Annotated in this window: 15 protein-coding genes and 1 pseudogene; 7 read left to right on the top strand and 9 right to left on the bottom strand. The window is 40.7% G+C overall.

The genetic code is table 11. From position 1 onward, the window contains the following. Positions 1–5 precede the first annotated feature (5 nt). The gene (locus E0E36_RS26855) at positions 6–656 is read right to left on the bottom strand and encodes a TetR/AcrR family transcriptional regulator (RefSeq protein ID WP_013667855.1); all 651 of its coding nucleotides are present in this window, start codon (positions 654–656) and stop codon (positions 6–8) included. A 333-nt stretch (positions 657–989) separates the two neighbouring features. On the opposite strand from E0E36_RS26855, the gene E0E36_RS26860 reads away from it, so the two are divergent. Beyond that, positions 990–3,044 (top strand): M13 family metallopeptidase, encoded by a 2,055-nt coding sequence (locus E0E36_RS26860; RefSeq protein ID WP_130858497.1) that lies wholly within the window; start codon positions 990–992, stop codon positions 3,042–3,044. A gap of 77 nt (positions 3,045–3,121) precedes the next feature. On the opposite strand, the gene E0E36_RS26865 is transcribed toward E0E36_RS26860, so the two are convergent. Then, on the bottom strand, positions 3,122–4,201 hold the full coding sequence (locus E0E36_RS26865) for a PLP-dependent cysteine synthase family protein (protein ID WP_130858498.1): 1,080 nt from the start codon (positions 4,199–4,201) through the stop codon (positions 3,122–3,124). Positions 4,202–4,570: 369 nt separating this feature from the next. Here E0E36_RS26865 and E0E36_RS26870 point away from each other — a divergent pair, with 369 nt between their 5' ends. From E0E36_RS26870 to E0E36_RS26880, 3 genes are all read left to right on the top strand, one after another. Next, a complete protein-coding gene (locus tag E0E36_RS26870; protein ID WP_130858499.1) occupies positions 4,571–5,596 on the top strand; it encodes a sensor histidine kinase in 1,026 nt (341 codons plus the stop codon). After that, complete coding sequence (locus E0E36_RS26875) at positions 5,593–6,300, top strand: LytR/AlgR family response regulator transcription factor (RefSeq protein WP_130858500.1); 708 nt, start codon at positions 5,593–5,595, stop codon at positions 6,298–6,300. Before E0E36_RS26870 ends, E0E36_RS26875 begins: the two co-directional genes overlap by 4 nt. A gap of 157 nt (positions 6,301–6,457) precedes the next feature. After that, positions 6,458–6,706 (top strand): hypothetical protein, encoded by a 249-nt coding sequence (locus E0E36_RS26880; protein ID WP_013667860.1) that lies wholly within the window; start codon positions 6,458–6,460, stop codon positions 6,704–6,706. 85 nt (positions 6,707–6,791) lie between these two features. Here E0E36_RS26880 and E0E36_RS26885 read toward each other — a convergent pair whose 3' ends face one another. From E0E36_RS26885 to E0E36_RS26900, 4 genes are all read right to left on the bottom strand, one after another. Continuing rightward, a complete protein-coding gene (locus tag E0E36_RS26885; RefSeq protein ID WP_130858501.1) occupies positions 6,792–7,886 on the bottom strand; it encodes a phytase in 1,095 nt (364 codons plus the stop codon). 318 nt (positions 7,887–8,204) lie between these two features. Further along, the gene (locus E0E36_RS26890) at positions 8,205–9,839 is read right to left on the bottom strand and encodes a tetratricopeptide repeat protein (protein ID WP_130858502.1); all 1,635 of its coding nucleotides are present in this window, start codon (positions 9,837–9,839) and stop codon (positions 8,205–8,207) included. A 154-nt stretch (positions 9,840–9,993) separates the two neighbouring features. Next, positions 9,994–12,822: a TonB-dependent receptor gene (locus E0E36_RS26895; RefSeq protein WP_130858503.1), complete on the bottom strand. Its 2,829-nt coding sequence runs from the start codon at positions 12,820–12,822 to the stop codon at positions 9,994–9,996. A 365-nt stretch (positions 12,823–13,187) separates the two neighbouring features. Then, positions 13,188–14,069, bottom strand: coding sequence for a hypothetical protein (locus E0E36_RS26900; protein WP_130858504.1), 882 nt, complete (start codon positions 14,067–14,069; stop codon positions 13,188–13,190). 73 nt (positions 14,070–14,142) lie between these two features. Here E0E36_RS26900 and E0E36_RS26905 point away from each other — a divergent pair, with 73 nt between their 5' ends. After that, positions 14,143–15,474, top strand: a complete 1,332-nt coding sequence (locus E0E36_RS26905) for an MBL fold metallo-hydrolase (protein ID WP_165447094.1) — start codon at positions 14,143–14,145, stop codon at positions 15,472–15,474. Between the two features lie 136 nt (positions 15,475–15,610). Continuing rightward, positions 15,611–16,288, top strand: a complete 678-nt coding sequence (gene mnmC2 / locus E0E36_RS26910) for a tRNA (5-methylaminomethyl-2-thiouridine)(34)-methyltransferase MnmC2 (RefSeq protein WP_130858506.1) — start codon at positions 15,611–15,613, stop codon at positions 16,286–16,288. 123 nt (positions 16,289–16,411) lie between these two features. Here the strand turns inward: mnmC2 and E0E36_RS26915 are convergent, their stop codons facing one another. The 3 genes from E0E36_RS26915 to proS form a co-directional block, all read right to left on the bottom strand. Continuing rightward, a complete protein-coding gene (locus tag E0E36_RS26915) occupies positions 16,412–17,278 on the bottom strand; it encodes a TIGR02757 family protein (RefSeq protein WP_130858507.1) in 867 nt (288 codons plus the stop codon). Positions 17,279–17,348: 70 nt separating this feature from the next. Next, on the bottom strand, positions 17,349–18,491 hold the full coding sequence (locus tag E0E36_RS26920) for a cystathionine gamma-synthase (RefSeq protein WP_130858508.1): 1,143 nt from the start codon (positions 18,489–18,491) through the stop codon (positions 17,349–17,351). A 126-nt stretch (positions 18,492–18,617) separates the two neighbouring features. Further along, positions 18,618–20,090: a proline--tRNA ligase gene (gene proS, locus E0E36_RS26925; protein ID WP_130858509.1), complete on the bottom strand. Its 1,473-nt coding sequence runs from the start codon at positions 20,088–20,090 to the stop codon at positions 18,618–18,620. 231 nt (positions 20,091–20,321) lie between these two features. Between proS and E0E36_RS26930 the strand changes: the two are divergent. Continuing rightward, positions 20,322–20,803: pseudogene (locus tag E0E36_RS26930) on the top strand (hypothetical protein); the annotation flags it as partial.

Raw genomic sequence — 20,803 nt, forward strand, 5'->3', positions numbered from 1 at the left:
AAAAATTAACCTTTTATCTGTTCCAAAAATTTAATATAACTATCAAAAGCGCAATCAAGAATTTGAGTCCCCTCCTTTAGCTCAATCAAATGCTTCTCAACGACATGGGTGATATGCCCGTGCATATTAAGCGCACACAAGCCGTGCACGGTCGACCAAACCAACAAGGAAAACATTTTAGTGTCATGTCCCTTAAAATAACCGGATCGTTGACATTCAGCGATGGTGTAAACCAGAAAGTTAAAAGCCTCTACACCATCGTCCCACTGCTCTGCCTCGCTACCGCAAATTTTCTGAAGATATTCCAAAGGCTCCTTCATGATAAACATAAGCTCATAAAATTCACGATTTTCCATGGAAAACTGCAAATAGGTTCGCCCCATCGCTTTCAAGCGCTCAAATGGGTCATCCACGTTACTAAGGGCAGAAAATTTAGTGCGCAACACCTTGAATCCTTCCTTCTGTAACGTATAGATAATATCGTTTTTATCTTTATAATAAAGATAAATGGTAGTCGGACTGAACTCAATGGCTGATGCTATTTTCCGGATAGAAGTAGCTTCATAACCTTCTTTCAAAAACAGCACTTTCGCAGCGTCCAAAATACGCTGACGCAAATCTTCTTTATGCCTCTCTTTGCGTTCCTTTATTCCCATTTTTTATACCTCAAGCAAATAACACAGCAAACATAGTTAACAGTGTTAATATTTCCAAATTTATTTTGTAGTCAGCTCTTAGATGTTAGTCAAGAGGTGTCATTAATTAGCTTGCGGCAGACACCGAAACCTCTCCGTCTTATAATATTGTTACACCAATCCATATATATTCAAAAACAAAAATTTTACCTTCGTTCAAAAAAATTGGCCGACTAACAAATCGGTATTTGTTCAAATAAGCAATAAACATTTGGGCATCTATAAAAAAGAATTGTTTATTTTTAACTTAATGATTCAATTTGCCAAATTTCTACAACAAATAATTTAACACACATGAAGTATTATTCCCCTTTACTTTACTGCAGTCTGGCCTTTGCTGTCTTTCAAGGCTGCTCGCAAGCTGAAAAGAGCACAACACTCACTAATACTCCTGAGAAACTAATCGATCCTGCCAATATGGACACAACTTTTAAACCGGGAGATGATTTTTTTCATTATGCAAGCGGCGTCTGGCTGAAAAACAATCCAGTACCGGCCAAAGAAACGCGTTGGGGTAGCTTCAACCAACTACGAGATTTTAACGCAAAAGCAGTAAAGAGCATTTTGGAAGAGGTTTCCACAAAAAAAGATGCAAAAACAGGTAGCGTAGAACAACGCGTGGGGGATTTTTTCTCGAGTGCGATGGATAGCGTTGGAATCGATGCTGCGGGCAAAGAACCAATTAAAGATGATTTAACGCGCATCAACAGTATAAAGGATATCGATGGCGTTGTCAAAGAAATTGCATTTCAGCGAACTATTGGAATTGGTTCCCCTCTTTATAATTTTTACGTCGATCAAGACGAAAAAAATACAGCAGCCAACATTGCGCAATTTGGTCAAGGTGGACTCACACTCCCTGATCGCGACTATTATCTAGTTAATAACACGAGAAATCGTGATATTAAACAAGCTTACGAAACTTATGTTCAGCAGCTATTTACCCTGGTAGGAACTAACGACACGGAAACGGTTAAAAAGTTTGAACAAATATGGAATATAGAAGCTGCTCTCGCGAAAGCCGAATGGAGTCGGGAGGATATGCGAGATCCCTACAGAACCTACAACAAACTTACATTAGCCGACTTAAAGAAGAACGCTCCCCAACTCAATTGGGAGACGACTTTTAGTACGCTAAAGATTGAGGATGCAGACAGCGTAATAGTCAACAATCCTTCATTTTTCGTCGAGGCATCTAAGCTACTTGCAAAAAAATCGGTTGACGAATGGAAAACATATTTGCAATGGAATATGCTTAAAACTGCAGCACCACACTTAAGCACGCCTTTTGTCAAAGCTAATTTTGCTTTCACACAGGCCCTGACAGGTCAGAAAGAGATGACACCTCGTTGGCAACGCAGTTTTGAAGTGATTGATCGTTCCATCGGTGACTTATTAGGCCAATTATATGTAGCCAAATATTTCAAACCTGATGCAAAAAAACGAATGGTTGAATTGGTAAAGAATTTATCGGAAACTTACGAGGAACGAATCAAGACACTGGACTGGATGAGTGAAACGACCAAGAAAAAGGCCATTGAAAAACTACAGGCCTTCACACCCAAAATCGGCTATCCCGATAAATGGGAAACCTATGACGGTTTGGAAATAAAGAAGGATGATTATTATGGAAATATCCGCCGTGCCAAGACATGGAACTATAACGACATGGTGGACCAGTTAGGCAAACCGGTAGACAGAACACGTTGGGGTATGACACCGCCGACTGTGAATGCCTATTACAATCCGGCAAACAATGAAATTGCTTTCCCAGCCGGTATTTTACAATTTCCGTTTTTTGACTTTTCGGCAGATGATGCAGTTAATTATGGTGGGATCGGCGCCGTCATCGGTCATGAGATGACGCATGGCTTTGACGATCAGGGAAGGCAATACGCTGCCGATGGTAACTTAAAAGACTGGTGGACAAAAGAAGATGCGGATAATTTCAAAAAATTGGCGAATAAGGTGGTGGAGCAATACAATGGCTACACCGTTCTTGATACACTTCATGTAAAGGGCAAACTCACCTTGGGAGAAAATCTAGCGGATTTGGGCGGTTTGGCCATGGCCTATGCAGCATTCAAAAAGACTCCTCAAGGGCAATCCAACGAAAAGATTGATGGTTTTACCCCTGATCAGCGTTTCTTTTTATCATGGGCTCAGGTATGGCGTATGAATACTACACCTGAAACAGCCGCTCAATTGATCTTGGTGGATCCCCATGCACCTGCTACAGCACGGACAATCGGCCCCTTAGTTAATATGGATGCTTGGTATAAAGCCTTTAATGTAAAAGAAGGCGATAAGCTATACAAGCCGGAGAATGAACGAATCAGGGTTTGGTAGAAAGGTATAAGCGTAGGGTATAGGGCATAGGGGGGCGGCATACCTTATACCCTATACCTAAAACCTTACCTTAAATCTCAATAAGCTCCAAACATAGGTTCTTTTAAACGACAGATAGGATGATATTCTTTAAAGTCAACTGCCATAGCGATATATCCGTCTCTTACGGGTTCTTCTCTAACCAAATCGGTGCTTAAGTACTTTTTATTGTCATCACATAGCAAAGTAACAACAACTGCATCTTCCCCCAATTCTTCCTTCAGCTTAATGGCTCCAATCACATTAGCACCCGAGGAGATTCCTACGGCCAATCCTAACTGTTCGGCCAATTTTTGGGCCATCAAAATAGCATCACCATCATTCGCCCGAATTACCTTGTCCAATTGATCTAACTGAACAATGGCCGGTATAAATTCATCAGATATCCCTTGTATCCGGTGCGAGCCAACTTTAAATCCTGTAGATAGCGTAGGACTTTCGGCCGGTTCCAAAGGATGAATCCGAACTTGGGGATGTACACTGCGTAAATAACTTCCTACACCCATGACCGTCCCACCGGTGCCGACTCCGGCAACAAAAGCATCTGGCTGTAGGCCTTTGCTTTTTAATTGTTCCCAAATTTCACGTCCTGTTGTTCGTTCATGTGCTTCACAATTATACCTGTTTTCAAATTGGCGAGGTAAAAACACACCGCCTCTCTCAGCCATCTCTTCACTCATTTTAATACTTCCCAAAAAGCCACCCTCCTCTTTACTCACCAACACAATCTCGGCTCCCATGCTTTTTATGATGTCAATACGTTCGCGACTAAGCCAGTTAGGCATGATAATTTTAACCGGGTGCCCAAGCGCCCTGCCAATCGCTGAAAAGGCTATTCCCGTATTCCCACTCGTTGCTTCAACGATGGTGTCAGTTGGTTTTATTTGACACCCTAAATAAGCTTTATACATAATATATAAAGCCATCCGGTCTTTAATACTTCCGGTTAGATTATAATGTTCGCACTTGACGTAAATCTTATTGGCTTTTCCAAGATATTTGTAATGTAATTCCAGCATCGGCGTATTACCTACTAAATGCCATAAATGCTTGAATCGACTATCCAATTCAGGCGATAGGCAAGCGCTTAATACCTCTTCTTTTGAAATAAAGTTCATTGTATTCAATTTATTGGTTGATAAAAAAATCGCCCTATATTCTTTAGAAAATTCTATATAGACTTAGTAGACAAAGGGTTATTTTTTTTAGCGAAGTATTTATTGGTTAAATTAACTCCACACTTATTAAGACAAAGGCTGAGCGCCGATATTAGCAGCAAAGGTAGTCTTTTTTATATAAACAATGAAATTCCCTTAATTACGATCGCAATCGGCATAAGCAAGTACGTTGATTTTATGTTTTGTCTACACAAATGCCTGAATCGTCGTCAATAACAACCTTATCGTATATAGTAGCGAACAACCGATTGCACAAGCAAATCTATTTCCTTACTTTCATTTAAAACTTGATAAAGAAGCTTTGTTAGCATGTTAACATCCTTATCCTTCAAGCAAGTCCACGTGGCTCTTCATATTTTTATATGGAGCATCCTATTGCTTTTGCCCTATCTTATCGGATCGGCTGACAATAATTATCAAATTGGTGCTATACCCGGTTGGCTCTTTACACTAACAGGCATAATACATGCCGCCATATTTTATGGAAATGCCTATTTTCTTTATCCAAAGCTATTCAATAAACGATTCTGGTGGTTATATATAGTTGGTAGCCTCTTGTTAATTTTCGTTTCTCTCCGATTAAAGCATTGGCTGCTTTTAAACTATTTTGCTGAAATTCCCCCTAGTCCTTTGGTTTATAGATTCCTCTTCGCTCCTTCCATTCTTGTCTTTGTCATAAGTTTTGTTTACCGTATGGTGTTAAACAGGATTCGAGCAGAACGATTGCAAAAAGAACGGCTCGCGGTTCAATTACAGGCCGAACTTAAATTTCTCCGCACGCAAATCAGTCCGCATTTCCTTTTCAACGTATTGACCAACATGGTTTCCCTTGCCCGAAAAAAATCTGATAAATTAGAAGAATCCCTTATTATGTTGTCAGGTATAATGCGTTACATGCTTTACGACACAGAAGGCAAAAAAGTCGCTTTAATCAAGGAAATTGAATATTTAGAAAATTACATTCAGCTGCAAGCCTTGCGATTTGGGCAAGAAGTCAGGATAATCAGCCAGCTGTCAAGGCCAGCCGAGGACAAGCAATATGTTATTGAACCCATGTTGCTTATACCATTTGTTGAAAATGCTTTTAAACACGGTGTTACCCACTTGGAAGCTCCACAAATCCATATCTCTTTGACAGTACAGGATGACGTGCTCTTTTTTGAAGTTCGAAATCACTATCAAAGCCAGCATAAAACCGTCCATGAACGATCAAGTGGTATAGGACTGGAGAACACGAAACAGCGTTTAGAACTTTTATATAAAGAGAAATACGCATTAAAAACCAATGCAGACAATAATCTGTTTTGCATACAACTTACACTTAAACTAATATGATGAGGTGTTTAATTGTAGATGATGAAGTATTGGTGCGAGAGCTGATGGAAGATAATATTCGGCAAGTACCCTTTCTAAATTTAATAAAATCCTGTAGAAATGCGCTGGAAGCGGCAGCTGTATTGCACCAAGAACCGATCGATTTGATTTTTCTGGATATACAAATGCCGCAAATAAGTGGCCTGGAATTTCTGCAGACACTCAAAAAACCACCATTGATCATCTTGGTTACCGCTTATGAGCAATATGCGTTAGAAGGTTTTAATCTACAGGTGGTAGACTATCTCTTAAAGCCCTTTGGCTTTAAGAGATTTTTAAAAGCTTGCAATCGCGCACAGGACTTGTTCGCCATGCAAACCGCCGTAACACCAAAAAAGGAGGAGACGGATCACTTCTTCGTTCATGTTGAGTATACTTTAGTTAAGATTTTGATAAACGAAATAGACTATGTGGAAGGGCTTAAGGACTATATTAAAATTCACTTATCCTCTACATCCAAACCCGTGTTGACGCGCATGACCATGAAATCGATAGAAGAACGATTACAGCCTTTTTCTTTTATACGTACACATAAATCTTACCTGGTTGCTGCAAATAAAATCACGACCATTAAACGTGATTTCGTATGCATTCGAGACCAAGAAATCCCGGTTGGCGAATCTTTCAAGGAACGAGTTAATCAATTATTGAATCTCGGAAGTTAAATTTTTGCTGTTTGTCGATACATATGCTATCCTGGTCTACTTTCCTAAAATACTAAAATCAAAGCCACTAATTTTAAATCAGTAAGGCAAAAAACTGCATCAAAAAGGAAATTTGGTGAAAGCCTTATGAGAAGGTTTAATTTTAAAATTTGGTATTATGTTAGTCTTCATTGCAATTCGGATACTTTTTGTAGCCTGCATGATTTTTATAATCGGCTACATTTATGGGGGATTTTCCCGCAAGCCTGTGTTGGCGACCATTTCGAAAGTCGCTGCAATTCTCGTTATTTTTCTTTTTATAGCAGCCAATATTTTCGCTTTCCAATGGCGAGGCAATAGGCTTTTTGGGAAACACGTACATCATTGCGATCAGATTGAATACAGGCAAGATAAAGAAGAACGTTAATTTACTGGAGTGGGTTTTGACAATGCCGTCTGCACAAGTTGCGCAGACGGCGTTTTGTTATTACGAAACAATGATAAACAACCCTTTATTTTTTCGAGATAATTCGCTCGTTTACTTTTCTCCAATCAAAGACATGAAAGGTTCGGTTGGTACTCATAGCCACCAAAATCCCTTCAGGAAATTGCGCTCCTAAATTTACGGAACTAGCGTCGGCTCCATCCGTCTCCATTGCACTAACAGGAATTTCAGCTAATAAAGGATATTCGTTTTTATTGGCTTTAGTTCCTTCCCGAGGATAAACCATAAAGGTATGCGAGCCTTGGTTAGACACGAGAATATAACCGGTTTCAGCCCCCGTTTTGTAAATAGCAATTCCTTCATGATCCTTTGAAAAACCACTTTGTCCGAAAAGAGCTAGTTCTTCATTATTATTTACCGCAGGGTCAGCCATATATTTCCGAATCCCCGTTTGTTCATCGGAATAATAGATATAGCCCAGTTCGTTATCGACCGCAATGGCTTCAATTTCCTTCTTGCCACTATACTTCCCAAATTTCCGTACAAGGTCACCGCTGACAGATCCGGCTCCATTGTCTCTTAACCGATATTGCCATAAATAACCCACTGCCGGGCCCGATTTTCTGCCTACCACCGCAAATACTTGCTTGTCTCTCGGCCGCGTATACAAAGCAATGCCCATTGGAGCTCGCTCCTCTTCACCTACAAATACATCTATTCCGCCGTTATCCACGGGACTTAAGTCAGGCAGCGTAAAAACTCGTATTTTATTTGTCTCACGCTCAGTCAACACCGCAATGTCCACACTTTTCCCGTTCAATTGAAAACCGTAAGCAATATCAACGTTGTTCGGCCTTTTAATCCCCTCTACTCTTTTGACAATTTTCCCCTGCAGATTAAAAGCATAGAGAGCTCCATCACTATCTTTATCCGTTCCGATAATTAGGCTTTTTTCCACCTGTTCTGAATCAATCCAAATGGCCGGATCATCACTATCATGTTTAACTTTTTCGGTAATGACCGTTGCAACTAATGTATCTGTTGGATGATCCAATGGTTGAGTTGATTTACTATCATTTTTATTGCTAGCCGATTGACAACCAAAAGCCAGTACAGTAGCCATAAACGCTAAAACGAGGTATACTTTATTTCTTTTGTTCATTATTCTTTTTCTCACAAAAATGCCTTTATTGACTGAATAAAATCAATTTTCACGCGTTACAAATAGTGAACATGATTAAAAATAAAGGCAACAATTTGTAACAATACGTCCTAAATCTAGATTATGCCCGCCTCTTCTCTGTTATTGAAATAGTATTAATGATGCATTTATAGAGTTTTAACAAAGGGTTAATAAGGACAATACCCTTATTAACCCTTTGTCAACACCTTATTAACCCCTTACCAACCCTTTGCTAATAATAACAATACTATAAAGTATTAGGGTGGAAAGCCTAATTAAACCATAAGCAAGAACGCTTTATATAGCTTGAAGAAATGCTGTTAAACTCTTGCCCGGCTCGACACCTAATTTTTTACGAAGACGATACCTGGATACACGAAGACTGTCTGTAGAGATACCCAAGAGGGCAGCCATGTCCGGTGTATTCATGTTGAGTTTGATGAGGGAAACCAAGCGCAGATCTGCCGCAGATAAATCAGGGTTAATCTGTTGTAAATGCAGAAAGAAATCTTGATTAATTTCTTCGAATACTCTTCGGAAATCAACCCAGCTAGCTTCTTTATGAAAGCTTTGGTTAATCTTATTGAGTAATTGCCTAAGCTCTTTTTTATAGCTTCTACTATCGTTTCGAATAATTTCAGTCAAAGCCAGTTTCATTTCCTCCAGCAATTTATTTTTTTCAATTGCCTGGAGCGTATGAGACGTAATTTCTTTTGCTTTGCTTTCGATTTCGATCTGTAATTGCTCTTCCTGAAGTTTTTTATTTTGCAGCTCGACTTCCATTAAACGTTGCTTAGCCTGCAGCAGATCCGTTTCCTGATCGCGAAGCTGCCTTTCATTGCGTATTTTTTGCCGCTGGTTTCTCACCACGATTATGAATAAAAGAACCAATAAACAAGCGATAATACCAAGTGTTGCATAGATAATAATGGCCGTTCTGCGCTCCTTCGCCAATTGTGCGATGCGGGCGTCTTTACGATCAATATCATAAAGTACCTTAAGCAGAGCAGCTTGGTTTTTACTATCTTCATTATAGATTTCGATATACAGCTTCCGACTCAACTCTAAATAGTAAAATGCACTATCCGCATTTTTCAGAAAACTATAGGTCTTCCCTAGGTCCCTATAAGCACTACTTAATCTGCTCCATGCTTTGTTTTCTTTAGCTAACTTTTCGGCCAGTCCGGTATAGATCAAGGCCTCTTGGTATTTGCCCGTCTTTCTGTTGATATCTCCTATGTTATTATAGGCATCAATTAGCATTGGAATATTATCGTTCGCTTTAAAACGATTCAATGCTTTGGTAAAGTATTGATAGGCCTCAACATACCTTCCCTTGTCTTCATAAATACTTCCTAAATTCTCGTTGATTAAAGCTATGCCGTCTAAGTCATTTATTTGCTCAAAGGCTTGCATAGCCTTTTGTTGAAAGTAAAAAGCGCTGTCGTAATCGCTACATTTTTCATAAAGATGCCCAAGATTTCCATAAGTATTTCCTTGTCCTTTAACGTCTTCTGATCTTTTATAGCTATTTAAGGCTTGGAAATAAAGGCGTTTAGCTTCTTCTCTTTGATTGTTTAAAAATAACAAGAGAGCTAAATCATTCAGGTTTGCCGCTCGTTGACTTTGGTTTCCTCGCTCCAGCAGTTTTTCTGCTTGTAGATGGTAATTTAATGACTGTGCGAAGAGGCCCGAGTTATAACATATCTGCCCCATCTTTTGCAAGGATAAGGCTTGTTTAAGCTTATCGTCTTGCCTTTCGGCTTGCAGATAACGTTCATTCTCTATGACTAATAAGGAATCGGAAGGTCGAATATCATACAGATCTAAATACCCAATATCCAAAACAGCAGAAGGTGTTTGCGCTGTTAAAAAACGTGGATAGCATAATATCCAGGCAATTGCAAAGATACAGACACGAAAACGTACCATATCACAAAAATAATCGCCTGATGTTAATTTATTGTTAATTAAAATCTTATAAAGTGTTCGCTTAATAAACGAAGTTGCCGCAGTTATATACCATGACCTATAATAAAAAGGGCTATCTAGTGCATGACAGCCCCTTTTATTTTTCTATTATTACTTACATATCAAACTTAAGACCTAGATTATAACGTGGTTTATAAAACTCATTTTGCATCGGACGATTACTGGCGCCCCAATAATAGCGTAACGATTGATTGGTCAGGTTATTAGCTTCTGCAAACACGCGCATATACTTTCCGAATTTATACGAAGCATTTGCATCTAAGAAGAATTGGCTATCGTAATAAAAATCGCTAAAAGCATCGGATCCTATTTCATCGATGTAAGCAGCTGTATAATTGGCTGAGACACGCGCGGAAAAGCGTTTATTTTCCCACGATAACGAACCATTCACCATATGTGGGGCAGTTTGTGGCAAAGTCATATTACCTCTCGGATTACCATCCGCATCCGCAATACCTTTCGCTTTCGACTTGGTGTAGGTGTAGTTGGCATATACGCCAAAACCTTTCAGGAATTTACCGGGCAGGAAGTCCAATTGACGCTGAATAGCAAGCTCAAAACCATAAACATCCACATTATCGCCGTTACGATCCTGCACAAAACGCCAAGTTTCTCCTTCCGGAATTAAATTGCTTGCTCCTGGAAAATCGTTTGCAAACTGTTCTGCCGTATAATCTCTATTACTGTATTTATAAATAAAATTCTTCAAGTTTTTATAATATACACCTCCGGAAATAATACCGACCGACTTAAAATACTTCTCCGCCATGAGATCGAAGTTCCAAGCATAAGTCGCTTTTAGATCCGGATTACCCGCCACGACAAAACCATCGTCTATGTTAGACTGTACATAAGGGGCGATCGCATAATAGTTCGGTCTGGCCAAGCTCGTTGTAACAGCACCTCTTAATACCAAGTCTTCTTGAGGAACATACTTAAAAGTTACACTCGGTAATACGTTTGTATAACTATTTTTAACAGACCTTGTACCTGCCAGTTCTTCCTCATCGGCCACCACATTTCCGGTATAGTCGATATTGGTATGTTCGATCCTTGCCCCTAAAATCATGGACAATTGACTATTGAAATCCTGATCCCAACGAATATAACCAGCGGTTATTCGTTCTTTGGCTTTATAATTTGCGGATAAATACTCATCGGGTTTATCCTCTTGCTCAAACTGAGACGCATCTGTCAAATCAAGGTTACCCAATAAATGCTTGTCGGCAAATAAACCGGGTGCATATTGGTTACCTGGTTCAAAGGCACCTGTCCAATTGACAGTTTGCACATTGCCTAAAACATCATATTGTCCGCCAAGTGGTGTGTATTCAAAGAATTCATTTCTCCGTTCCTTCTCTTTCAGACGTAAGCGGGCACCAAAACGCAAGCGACCTTTTTCACCGTCAATCAAGGAGAAAGGAACCCGAAAGTTCAGTTTTGCACCTAGTTCGGTTTCATCGGTATAATCATGATTTTCGCTGATGGCGTCAAGTTGACTTAAACCAGCATTTGGACGGTCATACACTAAATCTACCGGGCGATCATTAGAAGAGGGCACTTGTTGGATCAATAAGTCTTCTTCGCTTTCGTATTCGTAGTTAATGTATCGTTCATGTGGCCGGTCTTCACTTGCCTTCGCATAACTCACCGCCCAATCCATATCCAAGGACGAACCCAGCAGGTGATTCCCACCCAATGAATAGTTTTGCACACGTTGGTCTTCTAAGCGAGCATAATCAACGCGGTTATTACCAATGCCCCCTTTAGTTTCGCGCGAAATTTTATCGAGTTTAAAACCTCCCGCCACTCCCAGATCTTCTTCCGCCAATTCCATATCGGTTCGCACACGATATCGGTTTTCCCAGTCGTCCCGCCAATTGTACATGAGATTAGCATATAAACTATGATTCTCATTAATTTTATAATCAAAAGCTCCCGCCACACTTCTTCTAACACGGTGCACATTGTATCTTCGAATATCTTCGCGAGATAACCACGCATTGCCATCTTTATCCTGTTCCCATTCGCCTTCAATACCTTCGGAGCCCAGTTGATTATTGTTGTAAGAGCCACTCAACACCATACCGAATTTGTTATTAGCAAAACGGTTTCCATAAACAAAAGCACCGGTATAAATGGGTGTTTGGTGTAAGGGGTTATAACCGCCTGCTAAGGTTGCTGATATCCGTTGCCCATTTGGTGAAGCCCTCGTAATCAAGTTCACCGATCCACCGATGGCATCCGCGTCCATGTCGGGCGTTAACGTTTTATTCACCTCGATGGTTGAAATCATATCCGAGGGGATTAAATCCATTTGTACCCGTCGATTGTCGCCTTCTGCCGAAGGGATCCGATCGCCATTGAGTGTCACGGAATTTAACTCCGGTGACAATCCACGCACGATAATATTACGGGCTTCTCCTTGGTCATTCTGCATGGTAATACCAGGAACGCGCCGCAAGGCGTCACCGATATTGGCATCAGGGAAACGTCCTACTTGATCAGATGAAATGATATTGGTGATATTAGATTTACTTTTTTGTTGATTAAGCGCCCTGGCCTGTCCTCGGAGACGATCACCCATAATGACTACCTCGTCCATCGTAACGGAACCGTCTTCTAACATAAAATTGACAACTGTATTTTCCCCCGCAGTTACCAGGACCTGTTGCTTTGTCCTTTGATAACCCATATAAATTACTTCCATTTCATAGGTTCCTGCAGGCACATTTAAAAATTCATAGTCGCCATTTTGACCTGATATAGTATAACGGTTTCCAACATTGAGGCGTACAGTGGCTCCCGGCAAGGAAGCTCTTGTAAGCGATTCTTGCACTTTTCCGGAAATTACTCCATGCTGTTGTGCAAAAGCGATAAAGGATAAGGTCAAGAGCAAACAGCTTGTAAAAAGTTTTTTCATTTCTTTGATGGTTTAGTATTTCACTTAAGACATGACAGCTTGATATTAACATCTCACTTGTTCATGTTACAAAGTTGATGAACCTCACCATTTCAATGAAAAGGCAAACGTTACAAAATATATACCTAGCCCTTTCAACCGTTAACAGCATAGCAGCAAGCAGATAAAAACAAAGCACAAAACACTCATTAACAAACACTTACAAACAAACAAAAGAACCATTAAGTTTATGTTAAATAGAAGTTAGCTTTGGAGCAGTGAGAAGTAAGATTGAAGGTATAAGGTGGAGTATGATATCCATAAGGCTTATAGCTTATAGCCTATTGCTTATAGCTTATAGCCTATTGCTTATAGCTTATAGCCTATTACTTAAAGCCCGCATGTCTCTTATGAAAATAAATATGTGCGGGCAATCCAAAAGGTTTTTCACTTGTCGTATAATAACCGGACCCGTCCCGTGCAAAAGTGATTGCTTCGCCTTGCGGTTCGGGCTGATAAGGCTGCATAGTGCCTTCATGACGAAACATTTCGGGTATAGATTCACCTTGCTTACGCTTCCAATAATACACATTCAGTAGATTTTTTATCAGCACCTCCTTACCATCCGGCGAGATATCGGCACTTGTAACAAAGGTATAAGGAATGGAAATACGCTTTTTCAGGGTAATCGTATCAGTTTTCTGTGCAGGAAGTATCGCTTCATAGACACCAACATGCAGGTCGCGCTTACTTATAATATAGAGCTTTTTATCAATAGGGTCGAAAAATAGGGACTCAGCGTCTTTCGGACCGTCTTCATAGCGAAGAGTGTACGTTGTAATGGACTGTTTAGGAATGGTATCAACAACGTTGTTCTCATTAATTTTTGGCTCTTCAAACTTATGAACATAAATAGTTGAATGTTTTGCCAAATTGTCGCCAATATCGCCAACTAATAAATAAGACTTCCCGCTATCTTTCATGGCAGCCATATCTTCCCAATCACGGGCGTCAATTCCTTCTAAATAATAGGTTGTTTTATGTCTCGCCGCGCTATCCAGCAAAAACACACGGGCCTGATCACCGCTATCGTTGTGTGTCCAGAAATAACCTGGATTATAACCACTGCAGACTAAACCCGAAGCTTCGTCGATAGCGTCATAAGCAATCTCGCCTTTATCGATTGCTTCTCCAAATTCACCTTGTTCTATGGGGCAGAATACGGTAAGAAGAAACGATATACCGATGATGTGAATAATTAAACGCATAGTAATTTATTTGACAATTAAAGGTTCCCCCTCCCTGACCATTTTTTGTACCTTTGCCCATATTTTGGTTGACATGCAGATAGAACAATTTTACGACACCGGGCTCTCCCATGCTTCTTACGCTATTGTTAGTAATAACGAAATGGTACTGGTTGATCCGGCAAGAGATCCTGAGCCGTACCTCGCCTTTGCAAGAGAAAATCATGCCAAAATTATCGGCATCATTGAAACACATCCTCATGCAGATTTTGTAAGCAGTCATTTGGAGCTTCATAAACGTACGGGAGCCGCCATTTATACCAGTAAGTTAGTAGAAGCGGATTATCCACATCAATCTTTTGACGAAAACGATGTGATTGAAATTGGTAGTCATACTTTAAAAGCACTTAATACTCCCGGACATTCACCCGACAGTATTTGTGTACTGTTGAGCGATCAAACCGGAAAAGAATTGGCTTTGTTTACAGGTGATACCCTTTTCGTTGGAGACGTTGGACGACCCGATCTTCGCGAAAATGTTGGAAATGTAAAGGCAAAAGCGACCGAATTGGCAAAAGCCATGTATCATACCTTGCACAGCAAAATCATGAAGTTACCGGCTGACGTTGTAGTCTATCCCGCACATGGCCCTGGCTCGCTTTGTGGCAGGAGCATGAGTAAAGAGTTACAAAGCACTATTGGCAAAGAGCTCAAAGAAAACCCGGTTTTACGCCCCATGGAAGAGTCGGAATTTGTAGAATTGCTAATGGATGACCAGCCTTTTATTCCAAAGTACTTTGTCCATGATGTAGCAATCAATCGTTCGGGGGCCGACGATTTGGAAGCAAGCTTGGCACACATTATACGTATAGTGGAATCAGAAATTGAAAACACTACCGCTTTGCTCATCGATACGCGCCCTGCACATGTATTCAGAGCCGGGCATTATCCACATGCCATTAATATTCCGGATGGCAACAAATTTGAGACCTGGGTCGGCAGTATTGTTGGGCCGGGCGAATCATTCTATTTAATTGTTGCGGAAGAACGAAACGCGGATGGTTTATTACGTAAACTGGCCAAGATCGGTTATGAGAGTCAGTGTAAAGGCTATCTTACATCAACGGAAAGCAGTAATGTAAGTCCAGCGTTCGATCTTTCTTTTTTCAAAGAAAACGAAACTGACTTTACAATTATCGACATTCGCAATGATAGCGAGCTAAAGAAGGGCAAGTTGTTTAAGGAAGCCATTCATATACCCCTGCCCCGATTACGGGAATCGCTTCAAGCAATACCGGAAGAAAAGCCGATTGTCGTACATTGCGCCGGCGGCTATCGCTCGGCTATCGGCTCGAGCATTATTGCCGCTCGTGTAGCGGTACCTGTATACGATTTAAGTACTGCTGTACATGAATTTGAGAAATAGTTGAGTGGTTGAGTAGAGAAGTAGTTGAGTGGCTTAACGCTTTGATAATTCAACGTTTTAACTACTCAACATTTTAAACGATTCACCTATTTAACGTTTCGACAACTCAACTATTCAACAACTTAACGTAAAACAAATGAACTTTGTAATAACCGCTGACGGCTCGAAAACTATTTTCCATGAAACGGTCGGAGAGCATTATCACTCCAAGCATGGAGCGGTGCAGGAAAGCAGGCATGTATTTCTTCAATCCGGGTTACAATACCTCCTCCAACAGGGGTTAACTTCACAAAATGAGAAAGTATCGATTCTAGAGGTAGGATTCGGAACAGGTCTTAATTTTTTGTTGACCGCGGATTATTGCTTGAAACAAAACATTAAACTAACCTATACCGGTATTGAAGCCTATCCACTCGAAGTTGAGGTGATTGCACAAACGGGTTATGACAAAGAAGTAGATGCTACTCTTTGGCATTCATTCTTGGAGCATTATGGCCAAGCTCTATCCAATCCACAATGCTTAGTGAACGAAATAGACTTAACGATTGCCCATCAAGAAGTACTTAGCTTCAACAGCAAACAACGTGTTGACGTACTTTATTTTGATGCCTTCGCTGCGATTCATCAGCCGGAAATGTGGACATTGGAAACGCTTGAACATGCATGTTCCTTTCTAAAACCGGGAGGCGTATTTGTAACCTATGCTATTACAGGCAACCTAAAGCGTACGATGAAAAGTCTGGGATTTTCCATAGAAAAAGCACCCGGAGCACCGGGAAAGCGGGAGATGTTAAGGGCTGTTAAAATTGGTTAATTAGGTAGTGGAATGGTTAAGTTGTTAAATAGTTAAGTAGTAAAATCTCGACTACTCAATGTTTTGACCTCTCAATTAACGTCTCAACTACTCAACGTTTTGACTTCTCAACCACTCGACAATTTACAATTCCCCTTCAACCCCCAGCCCGAATAAAGCAAAGTCGTATTTCACGGGATCGTTGGCATCTAGTAGTCGAAGGTTGTCTGTTAGTTCAACAGCCGTATTCCAATCCGTCTGTTTACGCGTAATTAAACCTAAATGCCTGGCAACCCGTTCAACATGTACATCGCAGGGACAAATTAACTCGCTCATTCTTATTCGCTTCCAAATGCCGAAATCCACTCCTCGAAGATCATTGCGAACCATCCAGCGTAAAAACATATTAAGGCGTTTACAAGTTGACTTTTGAGCCGGTGAACTGATATGTTTTCGTGTGCGGGTAGGGTAATCCGGTAAACTAAAAAAATATGCCCGAAAACGATTCAATGCATCTTCAACCTTTAAATTCGGACGTATAAGCTCAGTTTGATAACATACATTACTGCTCATCTCTTGACTTGATACAGCTTCTTCCTGCCCCTCCATTAAAAAGTCTTCCCTAAACTCGCTCGACATCGATGAAGGCAAAAACGCATCCTCCAGGGAGTTAAAACGTTCATAATGCGCTCTGAAAAAGCTGACGAAATACAGCAAGTCAGTATCATTAAAAGTTCGATGCTTGAAGCCCAACAAGCCTTTCAAATCATCTGGTTCATGTCCTACAATAAACGCATAAGGCTTTCCATCCATTCTGTCAATTAGTTCGCGGCATTTATTAATAATGGTTTTCCGTTGTCCCCAAGCTAATACCGCTGCGAAAAAGCCCATGATTTCCACATCCTGCTTTACTGAAAATTGATGCGGAATGCAGATCGGATCATTTTCAATAAATCCAGGCTGATTATATTGTTCAACCTTACGATCGAGGAAGTCTTTTAAATGAAGCATTTAGCAGTTAGCATTTAGTGATTAGTGGTCAACAAACAGCTATTAATTCGTACAACGTATAACCTAAAGCTTATAACTTAAGAGCTTGCTCCAAATCTTTCAAAAGGTCTTCAATATCTTCGACACCAACACTAATGCGGATTAGATTATCAACAACTCCGACTTTTTCTCTAATTTCTTTTGGAATAGAGCCGTGGGTCATGGTAGCGGGATGGTTGATCAAAGATTCAACGCCTCCCAACGATTCGGCTAAAGAAAAAACTTTAAACGAGGAAGCTACTTTGAAGGTATCCTGTAGGGAGGCGTCCTTTAAAACAATGGAAATCATACCACCGAAATCGCGCATCTGTTTTTTAGCTACTTCATGATTTGGGTGGTCTTCAAAACCCGGCCAATATACCTTTTCAATTCTTGGATGATTCCGTAAGAATTGGGCTATCTGCCTACCATTCTCACAATGAGCTTTCATACGAAGATGAAGCGTTTTTATACCGCGAAGAGCCAGGAAACTATCTTGAGGCCCCGGTGTACCGCCACATGCGTTATAATAAAAGAACAATTGCTTATACAATTCTTCATTATTGGTGACTAAAGCGCCCATCACCACATCGCTATGTCCGGCTATATATTTCGTAACTGAATGCATTACAATATCTGCGCCTAAATCGATCGGATTTTGTAAATAAGGCGAAGCAAAGGTATTGTCCACTACATATAGAACGCCAGCCTCTTTCGCAATGAGTCCTACCGCTTCAATATCAACAATTTGCATCGTTGGATTCGTAGGAGTTTCAATCCAGATCAGCTTTGTTTGATCGTTTAAATAAGACCGGATAGTTTCAGGCCTCGTGAAGTCAACAAAATGGAACTTAATACCAAACTTCTCAAACACTTTTGTAAAGATCCGATACGAACCGCCGTATAAATCATTACCCGTAATAACCTCGTCCCCTGGCTTTAGCAAGCGTAGCACCGTATCGGTAGCGGCCATACCACTGGAGAAAGCCAAACCATATTTAGCATTTTCCAAGGCTGCAATACATTCCTCCAGTGCTTTGCGCGTCGGATTGGTACCTCGCGAGTATTCATAACCTTTATGTTCCCCAGGCGATTGTTGCCAGTACGTCGATGTCTGATAAATCGGCGTCATCACCGCTCCGGTTGTCGGATCGGGATGCTGCCCTGCATGTATAGCTTTTGTTGCGAATTTCATAAATTTCGTTATTCGTTGTTAGTTGTTAGTTATTCGTTGTTAGTTGTTAGTTATTGACTATGAACAAGAACTAATAACCAATTATCGATTATGACTAAGAACCAGTAACCGATAACTAATAACCAATTAATAAGCCTTAGCAAACAACACCCGTTGTTTTGATGGTTTGCCCGTAAATATACACGTTCCTTCTTCCTCTTTATTATTAAGAGGAATACAGCGGATGGTCGCTTTGGTTTCCTCCTTGACTCTTTTCTCCGTTTCTACTGTACCATCCCAATGGGCCGAGATAAAGCCGCCCTCCCCTTCAAGCACCTTTTTAAATTCTTCATAAGAATTTACTTCGGTAATGTGTGCATCGCGGTAAGTTAGTGCTTTTTGGTAGATATTCTCCTGTATAGTAATTAATAATTGTTCGATGGCTTCCGCTAATCCTGTTTGCGGAACCGTTTCTTTGCTTTGCGTATCCCTTCTTGCCAGCTCCACAGTTCCATTTTGCAAATCACGAGCTCCTATCGCTACACGGACCGGCACTCCCTTAAGCTCCCATTCGGCAAATTTGAATCCGGGACGTTGCGTATCACGGTCGTCATATTTGGCGGAAATCCCCTTTTGCTTCAATTGTGCTATTAAGTTATCGGCAAGTGCGCCTATCTGCCGGCTCTCTTCTTCTGTTTTATAAATCGGTACAATAACTACTTGGATAGGCGCTAATTTAGGAGGCAAAACCAATCCGGCATCATCCGAGTGGGCCATAATTAAAGCACCCATCAAGCGGGTAGATACCCCCCAAGAGGTTGCCCATACATAATCCAGCTTGCCTTCTTTCGACGTAAATTTAACGTCAAAGGCCTTTGCAAAATTCTGCCCTAAAAAGTGGGAGGTGCCTGCCTGTAAAGCTTTACCATCTTGCATAAGCGCCTCGATGCAATAGGTATCTAAAGCTCCCGCAAAACGTTCGTTCTCCGTTTTTCTTCCACGAACCACAGGTAAAGCCATCCATTCTTCGGCAAAAGTAGCGTATACATTCAGCATACGTTCTGTTTCTTCCACAGCTTCCTCGCTTGTGGCATGCGCCGTATGCCCTTCTTGCCATAAAAATTCAGCTGTTCTCAAAAATAGACGCGTGCGCATCTCCCAACGTACGACATTGGCCCATTGATTGACCAAGATGGGTAAATCGCGATAAGACTGTATCCAGCCTTTGTAAGTATTCCATATAATGGTTTCCGAGGTTGGTCTTACAATTAACTCTTCCTCTAATTTTGCCTCTTCGTCAACAATGATTTGTCCATTTCCGTCATTTTTAAGACGGTAGTGTGTCACAACGGCACACTCTGTGGCAAAACCTTCCACGTGAGAAGCCTCTTTTGAAAAAAATGACTTTGGTATGAAGAGCGGAAAATAGGCGTTGCTGTGGCCGGTGTCTTTAAACATTTGGTCAAGTGCCGCTTGCATTTTTTCCCATATAGCGTATCCATAGGGCTTAATAACCATACATCCACGTACGGCGGAATGTTCTGCTAAATCGGCTTTACTTACTAATTCATTATACCATTGCGAATAGTCTTCATTTCTGCTAGTTATACCTTTACTCATTGTTGTATGTTTGGAATAAAAATTGTACTTTAAATGGAAAGCAAAAGGAACTGTTAAAATTTGTTAAAAATGTTAAAATCACTGTAAAGTTACTTCCATTTTGCGAATGTAAGGATTATTAAATTATTTTTGTAGCAGACGCATTTTTACAACCGTTTACCTATTAAACCTTTTCGGTTTAACGGTGTCTAACGTTATAAAGACCACAAAATTATTTGAAAGGAAAGAACAATGAAAAGTAAACCATTAATCATAAAAAGTGCCATATTGATAGGTGCCTTATCCTTAGGATCTTGCGCTACCAGTCAGTACGCACAGAATACTTTTCAGGATGATGTTTATGGAGGGAAGACAAAGGCAAAGGAGATCGCCTATCGCAGCCCGGACTATTACGATGAGTATGCCGAGCCTGCAGAAGGTTACGATGAATATGCAGATACGGATACCAATGCTTATGCCGACCAATATGCAGATCAGAATGGAAGATATTACGACGATGAATATGCGGACAGCTATGGGGATGCATATGCAGACGAATATAGCGACTCTGAATATGCCAATCGTATCAATCGCTTTTACTATGCGACACCAGGCATGTCCTATTACGACCCATTTTTTGACCCTTGGTATGGCTATGCCGGCTGGGGCGGTGGTTTTGGCTGGGGCGGCGGCTTCGGCTTAGGTTTTGGTTGGAGAAGTGGCTGGGGTTGGGG

Source organism: Olivibacter jilunii (genome assembly GCF_900607235.1).
GTDB lineage: Bacteria > Bacteroidota > Bacteroidia > Sphingobacteriales > Sphingobacteriaceae > Olivibacter > Olivibacter oleidegradans.

What these genes read in the sequence shown, in the direction of transcription:
- E0E36_RS26880 (WP_013667860.1), top strand. Translation starts at nt 6,458, where the DNA reads ATGTTAGTCTTCATTGCAATTCGGATACTTTTTGTAGCCTGCATGATT.
- E0E36_RS26890 (WP_130858502.1), bottom strand. Translation starts at nt 9,839, where the DNA reads ATGGTACGTTTTCGTGTCTGTATCTTTGCAATTGCCTGGATATTATGC.
- E0E36_RS26900 (WP_130858504.1), bottom strand. Translation starts at nt 14,069, where the DNA reads ATGCGTTTAATTATTCACATCATCGGTATATCGTTTCTTCTTACCGTA.
- E0E36_RS26860 (WP_130858497.1), top strand. Translation starts at nt 990, where the DNA reads ATGAAGTATTATTCCCCTTTACTTTACTGCAGTCTGGCCTTTGCTGTC.
- E0E36_RS26905 (WP_165447094.1), top strand. Translation starts at nt 14,143, where the DNA reads ATGCAGATAGAACAATTTTACGACACCGGGCTCTCCCATGCTTCTTAC.
- E0E36_RS26870 (WP_130858499.1), top strand. Translation starts at nt 4,571, where the DNA reads ATGTTAACATCCTTATCCTTCAAGCAAGTCCACGTGGCTCTTCATATT.
- E0E36_RS26920 (WP_130858508.1), bottom strand. Translation starts at nt 18,491, where the DNA reads ATGAAATTCGCAACAAAAGCTATACATGCAGGGCAGCATCCCGATCCG.
- E0E36_RS26865 (WP_130858498.1), bottom strand. Translation starts at nt 4,201, where the DNA reads ATGAACTTTATTTCAAAAGAAGAGGTATTAAGCGCTTGCCTATCGCCT.
- E0E36_RS26875 (WP_130858500.1), top strand. Translation starts at nt 5,593, where the DNA reads ATGATGAGGTGTTTAATTGTAGATGATGAAGTATTGGTGCGAGAGCTG.
- E0E36_RS26895 (WP_130858503.1), bottom strand. Translation starts at nt 12,822, where the DNA reads ATGAAAAAACTTTTTACAAGCTGTTTGCTCTTGACCTTATCCTTTATC.
- E0E36_RS26855 (WP_013667855.1), bottom strand. Translation starts at nt 656, where the DNA reads ATGGGAATAAAGGAACGCAAAGAGAGGCATAAAGAAGATTTGCGTCAG.
- E0E36_RS26915 (WP_130858507.1), bottom strand. Translation starts at nt 17,278, where the DNA reads ATGCTTCATTTAAAAGACTTCCTCGATCGTAAGGTTGAACAATATAAT.
- proS (WP_130858509.1), bottom strand. Translation starts at nt 20,090, where the DNA reads ATGAGTAAAGGTATAACTAGCAGAAATGAAGACTATTCGCAATGGTAT.
- E0E36_RS26885 (WP_130858501.1), bottom strand. Translation starts at nt 7,886, where the DNA reads ATGAACAAAAGAAATAAAGTATACCTCGTTTTAGCGTTTATGGCTACT.
- mnmC2 (WP_130858506.1), top strand. Translation starts at nt 15,611, where the DNA reads ATGAACTTTGTAATAACCGCTGACGGCTCGAAAACTATTTTCCATGAA.